The following is a 13,383-nucleotide window of genomic DNA, read 5'->3' as shown; positions in this document are numbered from 1 at the left end:
CAACAGACAGACCTGTCTGTTTGGTTGCGCTGATGGTCAGTGAGCAGACAACCGCACGGTGGTGGTCCACCGCCGCGGTCGGCGCCGGCGTGATCGCGCTCTGCTACGGCTTCGCGCGTTATGCCTACGGGCTGTTCGTGCCCCGGTTCGGCGAGACGTTCGGGCTCACGACCGTCGGCGTCGGCGTGCTGGGCGGACTGTCCACCGCGGGTTACGGCGTCGGGCTCCTGTTGTCCCTGCGCACGGCCACGCGGTCCGCGCGCGGCACCGTGCTGCTGGCCGGGGCGTTGGCGGGGGTGGGGCTCGGACTGATGGCGGCTGCACCGAACGTGGCCGTGTTCGGCGCCGGGATCGTGCTCGCGGGCGGCAGCGCGGGTCTGGTCTCGCCCGGTGTCGCGCAGCTGATCGGGGAAACGGTCGGGGCGCGCCACCGGGTCCGGGCCCAGACCTGGGCCAACACCGGGACCGGGCTCGGGCTGGCCGCGTCGGCGTTCACGCCGTTGCTGGCCTTCGGCTGGCCCTCGATCTGGGCCGGCTTCGCCGTGCTCGCCGCGGCGATGACGGTGCTGGCCTGGCGGACGTTGCCGCGAACGCCCGCAGCCGCCGCCGAGATTCCCGTGCCGGTCCACGGCCTGGTCCCGCTCGTGGTCAACTCCGTCCTCATCGGGGTGACGAGCGCGCCGTACTGGACTTTCTCCAGCTCCCGCCTCACCGCGTCGGGATTGAGCCCGACCGCGGCGACCTGGTGCTGGTTCACCATCGGCGTGGCCGGGCTGCTCGGCGGACTGGCCGGGCGGGCCGCCGAGCGCGTCGGGCTGCGGGCCGCCAACCTGGTCACGTGGACGCTGGCGGCGGCCGGCCTCGCCCTCCTGGCCCTGCCTACGCCGGGTCTCGCCGGCGCACTCGTCTCCAGTGCGTTGTTCGGCAGCACCTACATGGCGCTGACCGGGCTGTGCATCCTGTGGGCCGCCCGGCTGTTCCCCACGCGCCCGGCACGGGGCGTGACCTGGTCGTTCGTCGGCCTCGGCGTCGGCCAGACCGCCGCGTCGCCGCTGGCCGGTGCGGCGGCGTCCGGGATCGGCCTGGCGGCGGTGTTCGGGCTGGCCGGGCTGGTGGCGCTCGTCGCGTGGAGCCAGCTCGACGCGCGCCTCGCCCCGCCGGGCTCAGGTCCCCGCGGGTAGCAGGTCTTCGTCGGGCAGCTCGACGGGTTTGCGCCGCAGGCTTCCCAGCAGCACCCCGCCGATCACCACGGCCGCGGCGACGATCTCGAGCACGGTGGGCACCTCGTCGAGCACGAAGTACGACGCGGTGAGCCCGACCACCGGCACGAGCAGCGAGAACGGCGCGACGACGCCGGCGGGATGGTGCTTCATCAGCGTCGTCCAGATGCCGGAGCCGACGACGGTGCCGAACGCGATCACGTACGCCATGCCCGCGACGCCGATCAGGCCGGTGGTGGTGCCGAGTGTCGTGAGGGAGTGCCAGCCGGCCGTCGGGCCCTCGAAGACGAACGACAGCGCCAGCATCGGCAGCGGCGGCACCACGGACATCCACAGCATGAGGTGCAGCGGGTTGTCGGGCGTCGCGCGGCGCACCGCGAGGTTGCCGAACGCCCAGCTCAGCGCGGCCAGCAGCGTCAGGATCACCGGCAGCAGCGCGGCGTGGGACGACTGCTGCCACGCGATCGCCGTCATGCCGGCGACGGCCAGCAGGATGCCGGTGAGCTGGCGCCCGGACACGCGTTCGCGCAGGAGCACGGCGCCGAGCAGCACGGTGAACGGCGCGGACGCCTGCAGCACCAGCGAAGCCAGGCCCGTCGGCATGCCGAGATCCATGGCGACGAACAGGAACGCGAACTGGCCCGTGCCGAACCCGAGGCCGTAGCCGAGCAGGTAGCGCAGCTTCACCTTGGGCCACGGCACGAACAGGATCGTCGGGATCGCGATCAGCGCGAACCGCAGCGCGCCGGCGAACATCGGCGGGAACTGGCCCAGGGCGGCGTGGATGGCGAGGAAGTTGCAGCCCCACAGCACGGCGACGAGCACGGCGAGGAGACGGTCACGTGCGGGCATGACCTCCACTGTGCAGCCGCGGACCGTGAAGGACCAGCGAGAAAAACTGCACTGACCCTGTAGCCGTGCTTCACATAAGCTGGACATCGTGGACCTCGGAAGACTCCGGACATTGCGGGAGTTCGCGGACCGCGGCAGCGTGACGGCCGCGGCGAGGGCGCTGCACTGCACCCCTTCGGCGGTGTCGCAGCAGCTGCGGGCGCTTCAGTCGGAGGTCGGCCTGCCGCTGACCGAGCCGGATGGCCGTGGCCTGCGGCTCACCGACGCCGGCCGGGCGCTCGTCGCACGCGCCGACGAGGTGCTCGCGGCGCTGGATCGCGCGGAATCCGAGCTCGACACGTACCGAAGTGCGCCGCGCGGGCGGGTGCGGATCGCGATCTTCCAGTCGGCGGGGCTGATGCTGCTGCCGGGGCTGCTCACGCGCGTCGCGGAGTTCGACGGTCTGGAGGTGGACGTGCGTGATGTCGACATGACGCCTTCGGATGTCCCGGCGCTGGTCGCGGACTACGACGTGGTCGTGACGCACCGGGACGAGCACGCCGGCGAGTTCACCTCCGACCGGCTCGAGGTGGTGCCGCTGCTGCGGGAGCCGTTGGACGTCGCGTTGCCGGCGGGGCACGCGCTGGCGCGGCGGCGCCGGGTGGACCTCGCGGACCTCGCCGACGAACGCTGGATCTCCGTGGACCACGGGTTCCCGGTCGACGACGTGCTGCGGTCGCTGACCGTGCGCACGGGGGTGCGGCCGCAGATCGTCCAGCGCATCAACGATTTCCGCATCACCGAACGGCTCGTCGCGGCGGGGCACGGCATCGCGTTGCTGCCGCGCTACACGATGGACACGCGGCGGGGCAGCGGTCTGGTCGGCCGTCCGCTGGCCGGGATCCGCGCCGCGCGGCTGGTCGAGGTGGTGTGCCGGCGGGGTGCGTTGTCGCGGCCCGCGGTGGCGACGGTGATCGCCCAGCTGCGCGCGGAAGTGGCGGCGTTGACGGGTTAGCTACGGGCGGAAGTGGCGGCGTTGACGGGTTAGCTACGGGCGGAAGTGGCGGCGTTGACCGGTTAGCTCCGCGCTCCGCGGCGGACGCCGAACGTGATCGCCACGCCCAGCAGCGTCGCGACGCCGAAGGAGAGCAGCATGCTGACCACCGGTTCGTCGATGAGCTCGCCGCCGGCGTAGCCGAGGAAGGCGACGTACGACGTCCACAGCGTGATGCCGATCGCCGAGGCGCTGAAGAACTCGCCCATGGGCCAGCGCAGCGAGCCGGCCAGCAGTGCGCCGACCGTGCCACCCGAGGGCAGCCAGCGGGCCAGCACCAGGATCGGGCGCGGGTGGCGCTGGAGTCGGCCGTCGAGCCACGCCAGGCCGGCGGCCATCTTGCGGCGCCGGCTGAGCCGTTCCAGCACGCGGGCGCCGCCGAAGCGGCCCAGCGCGTAGAGGGCCTGGTCGCCCACCAGGCACCCGGCGGTGGCGACGGCGATCACCACGGCCAGCGACGTCCCGCCTTGCGCGGCCGCGATGCCCATGCCGAGGATCGTCACCTCGGTGGGCAGCAGGGGCACCAGCGAGACGACGAACAGCACCACGAGCCCTGCCGTCGTTGCGTCCACACTCCCATTAACCGTCGTGCGCGGGCGGATGAGTCCCGTTCACCGAGTACTCACAGCAAGGCACAGGCGGCACACAGCTTGGGTTAACCATGACAGCGGGTGTCATGGTTAACCGCGACGGTGGTCCGCATGAACCTTTCGGGAAAGATCGCCCTCGTCGCGGGCGGCACGCGGGGTGCGAGCCGCGCGATCGCCGTTGAGCTGGGACGGGCGGGGGCCTTCGTTTACGTGACCGGCCGGACGTCGGGCTCCGCTCGGTCCGAAGTGGACCGTCCGGAGACGATCGAGGACACGGTGGCTCTGGTCGTGGCGGCGGGCGGCCAGGCCGAGGCCGTTCGCGTCGACCACCTGGTGCCCGCCGAGGTCGCGGCCCTGGCCTCTCGTCTGGACCACCTCGACATCCTCGTCAACGGCCTCTGGGGCGGCGACCGCCACCTGGAATGGGGCAAACCCGTCTGGGAACACTCCCTGGACGCGGGCCTGCGCATGATCCGCCTGGCGATCGACGCGCACCTCATCACCAGCCACCACCTGCTGCCGCTGATGATCGACCGCCCGGGCGGCCTGGTGGTGGAGCTGACGGACGGCACCGCGTCGTACAACGCGCGGTATCGGGAGGGGACGTCGCTGCCGTTCTACCTGGCGAAGTCCTCGGCCCACCCGCTGGCCATCGGCGAGGCGGCCGAGCTGGCCCCGTTCGGCTGCACGGCCGTTGCGTTCACCCCGGGCTGGCTCCGCTCGGAAGCGATGCTGGAGGCGTACGGCGTCACGGAGTCCAACTGGCACGACGCGGAGGCGAAGGTGCCGCACTTCGCCGTCTCCGAATCCCCGACGTTCTGCGGCCGCACCATCGCCGCGCTCGCCGCCGACCCGGACCGCGCTCGGTGGTCCGGCCAGACGGTGAGCAGCGGCCAGCTCGCCCAGGCCTACTCGATCGACGACGTGGACGGCAGCCGCCCGGACGCGTGGCGCTACCTGGTGGAAGTGGCGGACGCCGGCAAGCCCGCAGATGTGACTGGCTACCGCTGAGCGTTGAGGGCGGCGAGTTCGGTGCCGATGTCGGCCAGGGCCGCGCGGAGTTCAGGTGGGTCGAGGACTTCGATGCCGGGGCTCAACGCCACCAGTTGGCCGAGCGCGATTTCGCCGCCCTCCAGCGCGAGTTCCGCCAACGCCCAGCCGTCGGAGTCCGGGTCGGTCAGGGAGAGGACGGTATCGGCGAGGTGTTCGCCGCCGAAGACGCGGCGAAGTTCGCGGACGGCGAGGCGGTTCAGGCGGGCCCGTACGCGCACGGGGCGGGAGACCTGTTCGAAGGTTGCGGAGGAAGTGCGCCACCAGGTCGGGAGGTCGAAATCGGCTGGACGGTCGAAGGTCTCGGCGAGTTCCTCGGCGGTGAGGATCCGGGAGACGCGATACGTGCGGTAGGTGTTCTCGATCCGCGCCACCAGGTACCAGACGCCCGCCTTCAACACGAGCCCCAACGGCTCCAGCGCTCGCTCCGCCACGCCGTCGCGCCGCTGGTAGGAAATCGCGAGCCGGCGTTGGGTCCAGACCGCGCGCGAGACGGTCGCAAGACAAGCAGGCTGGTCAGCGCCGCCGAACCACCCCGGTGCGTCGAGGTGAAACCGCCCGGCCACCAACGCCGCGTGGTCGCGCAGTTCCGTCGGCATCCCCGCCGAGATCTTCGCCCGGGCGGCGCTGCCGGCGGTGTCCAGCCCCAGCCCCGCCAAGGCTTCCGGCGCTCCCAAAGCGAACAGCGCCACGGCTTCCCGCGCGGTCAGTCCGTCGAGTCCGGCCCGCCAGCCGTCGACGAGGCGGTAGCCGCCGTGCCGCCCCTGTTCTGTCCACAGTGGAACGCCGGAGTCGCGTAAAGCCGCCAGATCGCGGTGCATCGTCCGCTCGGACACGCCCAGTTCGGCGGCGAGCTCGGAGGCGGTCGCGCTGCGGCGGCGCTGCAGGGTGAACAGCAGCGCGACCAGCCTCTCAGCTTTCAAGACAACGTCAGCGGTTCGCCCGGTTGACCGCGCTCACCACCGCGCGCAGCGACGACGTCACGATCGACGGGTCGATGCCCACGCCCCAGAACACGCGGTCGGAGATCGCGCACTCGATGTACGACGCGGCGCGCGAGTCGTCGCCCGGGGTCAGGGTGTGTTCGCTGTAGTCCAGGAGCCGCAGGTCGAAGCCGACGGTGGACAGGGCGTCGAAGAAGGCCGCGATGGGGCCGTTGCCGCGGCCGGTGATGTCGTGCTCGTCGCCGTCGACGGTCACCGTGGCTTCGATGTCGTACTCGCCGCCGCCGTTGTCGGTCACGCGCTGGCGCACCAGCTCCAGCGGGGTGCGCGGCTCGAGGTACTCCTTCGAGAACGCGTTCCACATCGTGGCCGGGTCGACCTCGCCGCCCTCGGTGTCGGTGTAGGCCTGGACCACCTTGGAGAACTCGATCTGCAGGCGCCGCGGCAGGTCGAGCTGGTGCTCGGCCTTCATGATGTAGGCGACGCCGCCCTTGCCCGACTGCGAGTTCACGCGGATCACGGCCTCGTACGTGCGGCCGACGTCCTTCGGGTCGATCGGCAGGTACGGGACCTCCCACGGGTAGTCGTCCACGGGCACGCCGGCCTTGTCGGCCGCGTCCTTCAGCGCGTCGAGACCCTTGTTGATCGCGTCCTGGTGGCTGCCGGAGAACGCGGTGAACACCAGGTCGCCGCCCCACGGCGTGCGCTCGCCCACGGGCAGCTGGTTGCAGTACTCGACGGTGCGCTTGATCTCGTCGATGTCCGAGAAGTCGATCTGCGGGTCGATGCCCTGGCTGAACAGGTTCATGCCCAGCGCGACGAGGTCGACGTTGCCGGTGCGCTCACCGTTGCCGAACAGGCAGCCCTCGATGCGGTCCGCGCCGGCCTGGTAACCCAGCTCGGCGGCGGCGATGCCGGTGCCGCGGTCGTTGTGCGGGTGCAGCGACAGGATCACCGAGTCGCGGCGCTCCAGGTTGCGGCTCATCCACTCGATCGAGTCGGCGTAGACGTTCGGCGTCGCCATCTCGACGGTCGCCGGCAGGTTCAGGATCACCGGCTTCTCCGGCGTCGGCTGCCAGATCTCGGTGACGGCGTTGCAGACCTCGAGCGCGTACGACAGCTCGGTCCCGGTGTAGGACTCGGGCGAGTACTGGAAGCGGAAGTCCGTGTCCGGCTGCTTCGCGGCCAGCTCGAGGACCATTTCCGCGCCCTGCGTCGCGATCTTCTTGATGCCCTCGCGCTCCTCGCGGAACACCACGCGGCGCTGCAGGATCGAGGTCGAGTTGTAGATGTGCACGATCGCGCGCGGCGCGCCCTCGAGCGACTTGAACGTGCGCTCGATCAGCTCCGGACGGCACTGCGTCAGCACCTGGATGCTCACGTCGTCCGGGATCGCGCCCTCGTCGATGATCTCGCGGACGAAGTCGAAGTCGGTCTGCGACGCGGCGGGGAACCCGACCTCGATCTCCTTGTAGCCCATGCGTACGAGCAGGTCGAAGAACTTGCGCTTGCGCGCCGGCGACATCGGGTCGATCAGGGCCTGGTTGCCGTCACGCAGGTCCACCGCGCACCACAGCGGCGCCCGCTCGATGCGCTTCGAGGGCCAGGTGCGGTCGGGCAGGTCGATGTTCTCGATCAGCTCGTACCAGGGCTTGTAGCGGTGGACGGGCATCGAAGTGCCGCGTTGCGGGTTCCACCGGGGCTGGTCCGCGGGCGCCGGGCGCGAGGGCGTGCGGACGCGGGAGGTATTCGTACGGGGGTCGTTCGTGGCCATGGGTGAAGACGTCTCCTGACGAGGTGGGTGCATACGACCGGCACCACAAAGCCCCGCGACGAGGAGCCGGTCTGGTCAGGCCCCGTCGCGGCAGCGAAGCAGGAGAGCACGCGCCACGAGGTCACCTTAACCACGGAACGCGGCCGTTGTGAAGTCACCTCCGCGATCGAACTGTTACGTCCGGTGCCCGTCGGGTGTTACCAGCGGGTAGCGGGCGGGGGTGTGACGTGTCAGACTGCCGGGCATGGGCGAGCACGCCGAACAGACACCTGAGGCGGAAACCGAGCCACGGCCGAAGCGTGCCGAGATCGACTGGCGACGCACCCGTGAGCAGGCGTTTTCCTTCCTCGCCACGCTCGTGCGGTGGGTCGGGCTGATCTTCGCCGCGATCCTCGTGCTGCACGTGATCTTCACCGTCGGCGAGGCCAATCCGGACAACGGAATCGTCTCGTTCGTCCGGAGCTGGGCCGACGGCCTCTCGATCGGCTTCAAGGACCTCTTCACCCCGAGTGACGCGAAACTCAGGGTGCTGGTCAACTACGGCATCGCGGCGATCTTCTGGCTCGTGGTGTCCGGGATCGTCGCGAAGATCCTCCGCCGCATCGGCGGCGGGCTCTCTTCCTGACCGCGGTCACGGGCCGTTCCCGCCGTGGCGCGAACGGCCCGTTCGCGCCGGGTCAGCTCTGCCAGGTGATCGGCTTGCTGCCGTAGTCCGTCCCCGGCGCCTGGTCGCTGTAGTCGCCCTCGTCGTACGACGCGCCGGTCACCGTCGTGCCGGCCTGCGCCACCGCGAGCACACAGCTTTCGTACGTGGCGCCCTTCGTGGTGAAGTCCTTGCCCGCGTCGCCGCTGTCGCACTTGTCGAACGTGCCGATCACCGACACGCCCTGCGCTTCCGAGCCGTCGGGGAGCAGGGCGTTCATGAGCCCGAGCGAGCTGTAGGAGAAGTCCGTGCCGCTCTCGTTCGAGACGGTGACGCGCACGTAGTACGGCGTCATGCCCTTCGCCTTGTCGCCCAGGTCGAGGGGCGCGAGGTCGGCCTCGGCGCCCTTGTCGATGGACTTCACCGTGACGCCGATCGAGCCCGTCTTGCCCTCCGACTTGAACGGCACGATCGCCTTCTCGCCGAGCTTCAGCTTGGTGCCCTGCTGCGTGAAACCGCCGGCCGACGACGAGTTCTGCTGCGCGCTCGGCGGCGCTTCCGTGCTCGCCTCGGTCGCGCTGGTGCTCTGGCTCTGCTGCTGCGCCGGGGCACCGCCCGCGGCCGAAGGCGTGCCGTTCGTCTCACCCGCACAGCCGGCCAGCGCCAGTACCGCCGCGGAGACCCCCAGGACCGCCAGCACACGACTACGCATGATCGTTCTCTCCTCGTGTCCACCCAGTGTGTTGCCGGCTTCGATGCGGTGCCCCGATCAGCGGTTCCCCGATCGAGCGGCATTACTTAGCGGTGCGAAGCGAATGCGATCAGTGCGTCAGTCACCCAACGCCGGCGTGCCCCATTCCCCGCTGAACGCGAACTCGCTCAGCGGAATGCGCTGGCGCGGCTTGAGCTCCCGCTCGATACGCCGCTCGTCCTCCAGCACCTCGGCCTCGGCGGCGTGGCCCACGGCGATGGCCACGCGCGGCACGGCGCCGTCGGGCAGGCCGAACGACGAGCGGACCGCGTCGGCGGAGAAGCCCGCCATCTGGTGCGCGATCAGGCCGAGCTCCACGGCCTGCAGCACCAGGTTCTCGGTCGCCAGGCCGAGCCCGTACTCCGCGTACGGGACGTCGCCCTTCTCGTTGGTGGTCACCATCACGCCGACGAGCAGCACGCCCGCGCGGAAGGCCCACGCCTGGTTGCCGCTGTTCAACGCGGCCAGGATCCGGGCGAACGTGGGGTCGCCGCGCCGTCCCACGAGGTAGCGCGCGGGCTGGGTGTTGCCGAAGGACGGCGCCCAGCGCGCGGCCTCCAGCAAGGTGGTCAGTTCCTGCGGGGACACCTCGGCGGTCGCGTCGAAGGCGCGGGGGCTCCAGCGCTCGGCGACGGCCGGGATCACGGGGACGCTCGTCTCGGCGGGTTTGCGCACGTCCCGCACCGTAGTACGGAGGGAGTGCTCTCCATCACTCCGGAGGAAGGGCTTCGAACATTTCGGTGGTGTTAAGGAAGATTTACTTCCGACACACCCTCGATCGGTGTGCGCCGCCACTCGATTGAGTGGCGAGCGCGGTCGGCCCCGGTAGAGTTTCGCCCAAGTGAAGGGACGCGGGGGCTCCTCGGTGCCCACCAGGAGCAGACCCGGCCCGTCAAGGAGGTTCGGGCTGTGGCCCTCGTGGTCCAGAAGTACGGCGGATCGTCGCTGGAAAGTGCCGACCGGATCAAGCGCGTCGCCGAACGCATCGTCGCCACCAAGAAGGCGGGCAACGACGTCGTGGTGGTGTGCTCGGCGATGGGTGACACCACCGACGAGCTGCTCGACCTGGCGCAGCAGGTGAACCCCGCGCCGCCGGAGCGGGAGATGGACATGCTGCTCACGGCCGGTGAGCGCATCTCGAACGCACTGGTCGCCATGGCGATTTCCGCGCACGGCGCCGAGGCGTGGTCGTTCACCGGTTCGCAGGCGGGTGTCGTCACGACGTCGGTGCACGGCAACGCGCGCATCATCGACGTGACGCCGAGCCGCGTCACGGAGGCGCTGGAGCAGGGCTACATCGCGCTCGTGGCCGGGTTCCAGGGCGTTTCCCAGGACACCAAGGACATCACGACGCTCGGCCGCGGTGGTTCGGACACCACCGCCGTCGCGCTCGCCGCGGCGCTGGGCGCCGACGTGTGCGAGATCTATTCCGATGTGGACGGTGTGTACTCCGCCGACCCGCGGATCGTGCCGGACGCGCGGAAACTCGACACGATCCCGTACGAGGAGATGCTGGAGCTCGCCGCGAGCGGTTCGAAGATCCTGCACCTGCGTTCGGTCGAGTACGCGCGCCGCTACGGCGTGCCGATCCGAGTCCGCTCTTCCTACAGCGACAAGCCGGGCACCACCGTGACCGGGTCAATCGAGGAGATCCCCGTGGAACAAGCGCTGATCACCGGTGTGGCACACGACCGTTCGGAGGCCAAGATCACGGTCACCGGCGTGCCGGACCACGCCGGCGCGGCCGCCCGGATCTTCCGCGTGATCGCCGACGCGGAGATCGACATCGACATGGTGCTGCAGAACGTGTCCAGCACCGTTTCGGGTCGCACCGACATCACGTTCACGCTGTCGAAGGCCAACGGCGCGAAGGCTGTGCAGGAGCTCGAGAAGGTCAAGGGCGAGATCGGCTTCGAGACCGTGCTCTACGACGACCACGTCGGCAAGGTCTCGCTCGTCGGCGCGGGGATGCGCTCGCACCCCGGTGTCACGGCGACGTTCTGCGAGGCGCTCGCGCAGTCGGGCGTCAACATCGAAATCATCAACACCTCGGAGATCCGCATCTCGGTGCTGATCCGCGACGCGCAGCTCGACGACGCCGTGCGCGCGATCCACGAGGCGTTCGAGCTCGGCGGCGACGAGGAAGCCGTCGTCTACGCGGGGAGTGGTCGCTGATGGGCAACGGTCTGCGCGTCGGGGTGGTCGGGGCGACCGGCCAGGTCGGCGGTGTGATGCGGAAGCTGCTGGCGGAGCGTGGTTTCCCGGTGGACGAGATGCGGTACTTCGCGTCGTCCCGGTCAGCGGGAACGAAACTTCCGTGGCAGGGCGAGGAGATCACGGTCGAGGACACCGCCACGGCGGATCCGTCCGGTTTGGACATCGCCCTGTTCTCGGCGGGCGGCGCGACTTCGCGTGAGCAGTCGCCGCGCTTCTCCGCCGCGGGCGTGACGGTGATCGACAACTCGTCGGCCTTCCGCCGCGACCCGGACGTGCCGCTGGTCGTCAGCGAGGTCAACCCGGAGGCCATCAAGGAGGCGCGCAAGGGGATCATCGCGAACCCCAACTGCACCACCATGGCGGCCATGCCGGTGCTCAAGCCGCTGCACGACGAGGCCGGCCTGCTGCGCCTGATCACGAGCACGTACCAGGCCGTGTCCGGCAGTGGCCTCGCCGGCGTCGACGAGCTGGCCGCCCAGGTCAACGCCGTCGCCTCCCGCGCCGCGGCCCTGACCCACGACGGTTCCGCCGTGGACTTCCCGGCTCCGGCCAAGTACGTGGCGCCCATCGCGTTCAACGTGCTGCCGATGGCCGGCTCCGTCGTCGACGACGGCTCGTTCGAGACGGACGAGGAACAGAAGCTGCGCAACGAAAGCCGCAAGATCCTGGGCCTGCCGGAACTGCTCGTGTCCGGCACGTGCGTCCGCGTCCCGGTGTTCTCCGGCCACGCGCTGTCGATCAACGTGGAGTTCGCGCAGCCCATCTCGGTGGAGCGGGCCACGGAGCTGCTCTCGGTGGCGCCCGGCGTGCAGCTCTCGGACGTCCCCACGCCGCTGCAGGCCGCGGGCAAGGACCCGAGCTTCGTCGGCCGCATCCGCTCCGACCCGGGTGTGCCGGACGGCCGTGGGCTGGCCCTGTTCGTGGCGACGGACAACCTGCGCAAGGGCGCGGCGTTGAACGCGGTGCAGATCGCGGAGCTGGTGGCCGGCAACCGCTGATCTTCTCACGTCGAGCACAGGGCCGTCTTCCTCCGGGAAGGCGGCCCTGTCTCATCCGGCCGAGATCGGCTGCCGGACCGGCCGGAAGTCCGGCGACACTCCCGAAACCACGAGCAGTGTCCGCAGCGGCAAGACCTGCGGCTTCAGCGCGGCCGCCTCGTCGAGCGCGCTCGTGATCGCTTCCGCACCGGGATCGTCCATCACCAGCTCGGGCGGGCCGGGCCACGCCATGCGCCAGCGCACGACACCCACGTCCGCCAGGGCCGCCGTGACCACGAGGGCCAGGCGATGGCGGACCGAGGCCACGACGTCCGAAGCGCCGGGCTCGGCGAGGAACGCGAGCTCACCGGCGGCCAGCCGGTCGAGCGCGGCCCCGAGGGTGAGGCCGCCGAGGACTTCGAGGGCCGAGCTCGTCACCTCGTGCCGCTGGGACAGGTCGGCGAGCGTGTCCCAGTCGGCGCGCGGCATGGCGCGCTGCTCCTCGGAGAGCAGCTGCGCGAAGGCGTGGTCGAGCGTCTCGTCGCGCGCGAGCAGGGCGCTGGCCCGGGGCTCGTCGCCGAGGGGGAGCTGGGCGTCGAGCAACTGCCGGAAGCCGGCCATCGGCCGCGCCGGCAGGAACCCCGCGCGCAGGCCGAGCGCGGCGTAGCGGACGAGGAACAGCTCCCAGAGCTCTTCGATCACCTCGCGTTCCCACCGCACGTCCGCCGGATCCGGCGTGGCCAGGGCTCGTTCGGCGACCCGCAAGTAGTACGCGGTGAAGGCCCTTACCGCGGGCCGGGCCGGTGCGATCCAGCGCGGTGCGTGGGCCAGGGTGTCGCGCACCCGCGGGAGGAACCGCGCACCCCACGCGATCGCCGGCCGGAAGCGCACGTCCTGGCCGAGCGCGCGGCGCACCAACGCGCTGAGCTGCTCCGGGTTCACCGCGGCGAGCAGTGGGACCCCGACGACCAGCCGGCGGCGCGACGCGAGCCGCACCGCGACGCCGGCGTCGAGCCGGACGGATGTCGGCGCCTCGACGCCGACGTCGTCCGCCGCGGAGTGGACGAGCTCCCACAGCCGGGTCGATGCGGGCGTGAGCCGGATGGCCGGTGTGGGTTCGGGGCGGGAGCACAGCGCGGCCACGAGCGTCGCGAGTCCGGGCGCCACGACGAGCAGGGCCAGCGTCGCGGGCGACATCGCCACGCACAGCACGACCTCGCCCACGACGAACCCGCCGACGAGGAGGACCACCGCCAGCCAGAACGCGACCAGCAGCCCCACGGCACGCAGCGCCATCCGGACCTCCTCGCTCGGTCGTGTCGGATATCGCTC

At 70.8% G+C, this 13,383-nt stretch carries 13 protein-coding genes; 6 read left to right on the top strand and 7 right to left on the bottom strand.

The window, feature by feature from the left end:
* Positions 1 to 32: 32 nt before the first annotated feature.
* Positions 33 to 1,181 (top strand): YbfB/YjiJ family MFS transporter, encoded by a 1,149-nt coding sequence (locus AB0878_RS32550; protein ID WP_366584034.1) that lies wholly within the window; start codon positions 33 to 35, stop codon positions 1,179 to 1,181.
* On the opposite strand, the gene AB0878_RS32545 is transcribed toward AB0878_RS32550, so the two are convergent.
* Entirely contained in the window at positions 1,164 to 2,072 is a 909-nt protein-coding gene (locus AB0878_RS32545) for an EamA family transporter (RefSeq protein ID WP_366584033.1), read from the bottom strand. The two genes, AB0878_RS32550 and AB0878_RS32545, sit on opposite strands and share 18 nt — an antisense overlap.
* An 88-nt stretch (positions 2,073 to 2,160) precedes the next feature.
* On the opposite strand from AB0878_RS32545, the gene AB0878_RS32540 reads away from it, so the two are divergent.
* A complete protein-coding gene (locus tag AB0878_RS32540; RefSeq protein WP_366584032.1) occupies positions 2,161 to 3,066 on the top strand; it encodes a LysR family transcriptional regulator in 906 nt (301 codons plus the stop codon).
* 62 nt (positions 3,067 to 3,128) lie between these two features.
* Here the strand turns inward: AB0878_RS32540 and AB0878_RS32535 are convergent, their stop codons facing one another.
* Positions 3,129 to 3,677, bottom strand: a complete 549-nt coding sequence (locus AB0878_RS32535; RefSeq protein WP_285971814.1) for a DedA family protein — start codon at positions 3,675 to 3,677, stop codon at positions 3,129 to 3,131.
* A gap of 129 nt (positions 3,678 to 3,806) precedes the next feature.
* Here AB0878_RS32535 and AB0878_RS32530 point away from each other — a divergent pair, with 129 nt between their 5' ends.
* Positions 3,807 to 4,706, top strand: coding sequence for an SDR family oxidoreductase (locus AB0878_RS32530; protein WP_366584031.1), 900 nt, complete (start codon positions 3,807 to 3,809; stop codon positions 4,704 to 4,706).
* Here AB0878_RS32530 and AB0878_RS32525 read toward each other — a convergent pair.
* Entirely contained in the window at positions 4,697 to 5,668 is a 972-nt protein-coding gene (locus AB0878_RS32525; RefSeq protein WP_366584030.1) for a YafY family protein, read from the bottom strand. The genes AB0878_RS32530 and AB0878_RS32525 overlap by 10 nt on opposite strands.
* A gap of 7 nt (positions 5,669 to 5,675) precedes the next feature.
* On the bottom strand, positions 5,676 to 7,463 hold the full coding sequence (gene leuA, locus AB0878_RS32520) for a 2-isopropylmalate synthase (protein ID WP_366584029.1): 1,788 nt from the start codon (positions 7,461 to 7,463) through the stop codon (positions 5,676 to 5,678).
* A gap of 244 nt (positions 7,464 to 7,707) precedes the next feature.
* Here leuA and AB0878_RS32515 point away from each other — a divergent pair, with 244 nt between their 5' ends.
* Positions 7,708 to 8,088 (top strand): hypothetical protein, encoded by a 381-nt coding sequence (locus AB0878_RS32515; protein WP_366584028.1) that lies wholly within the window; start codon positions 7,708 to 7,710, stop codon positions 8,086 to 8,088.
* A gap of 52 nt (positions 8,089 to 8,140) precedes the next feature.
* Here the strand turns inward: AB0878_RS32515 and AB0878_RS32510 are convergent, their stop codons facing one another.
* Together AB0878_RS32510 and AB0878_RS32505 are read right to left on the bottom strand one after the other, a co-directional pair.
* Positions 8,141 to 8,818 carry a hypothetical protein gene (locus AB0878_RS32510; RefSeq protein WP_366584027.1) on the bottom strand — a complete coding sequence of 226 codons (678 nt, stop codon included), beginning with the start codon at positions 8,816 to 8,818 and terminating at the stop codon, positions 8,141 to 8,143.
* Positions 8,819 to 8,935: 117 nt separating this feature from the next.
* Complete coding sequence (locus AB0878_RS32505; protein ID WP_366584026.1) at positions 8,936 to 9,532, bottom strand: nitroreductase family protein; 597 nt, start codon at positions 9,530 to 9,532, stop codon at positions 8,936 to 8,938.
* Positions 9,533 to 9,766: 234 nt separating this feature from the next.
* On the opposite strand from AB0878_RS32505, the gene AB0878_RS32500 reads away from it, so the two are divergent.
* Both AB0878_RS32500 and AB0878_RS32495 read left to right on the top strand, forming a co-directional pair.
* A complete protein-coding gene (locus AB0878_RS32500; protein WP_366584025.1) occupies positions 9,767 to 11,032 on the top strand; it encodes an aspartate kinase in 1,266 nt (421 codons plus the stop codon).
* Complete coding sequence (locus AB0878_RS32495) at positions 11,032 to 12,072, top strand: aspartate-semialdehyde dehydrogenase (protein WP_366584024.1); 1,041 nt, start codon at positions 11,032 to 11,034, stop codon at positions 12,070 to 12,072. Before AB0878_RS32500 ends, AB0878_RS32495 begins: the two co-directional genes overlap by 1 nt.
* 51 nt (positions 12,073 to 12,123) lie before the next feature.
* Here AB0878_RS32495 and AB0878_RS32490 read toward each other — a convergent pair whose 3' ends face one another.
* Positions 12,124 to 13,347 (bottom strand): hypothetical protein, encoded by a 1,224-nt coding sequence (locus AB0878_RS32490; protein WP_366584023.1) that lies wholly within the window; start codon positions 13,345 to 13,347, stop codon positions 12,124 to 12,126.
* Positions 13,348 to 13,383 lie beyond the last annotated feature (36 nt).

Source organism: Amycolatopsis sp. NPDC047767 (assembly GCF_040704195.1).
Taxonomy (GTDB): Bacteria; Actinomycetota; Actinomycetes; order Mycobacteriales; family Pseudonocardiaceae; genus Amycolatopsis.
Note: the sequence above shows the minus strand (reverse complement) of the source record. Positions and strands in the feature narration are given on the sequence as shown.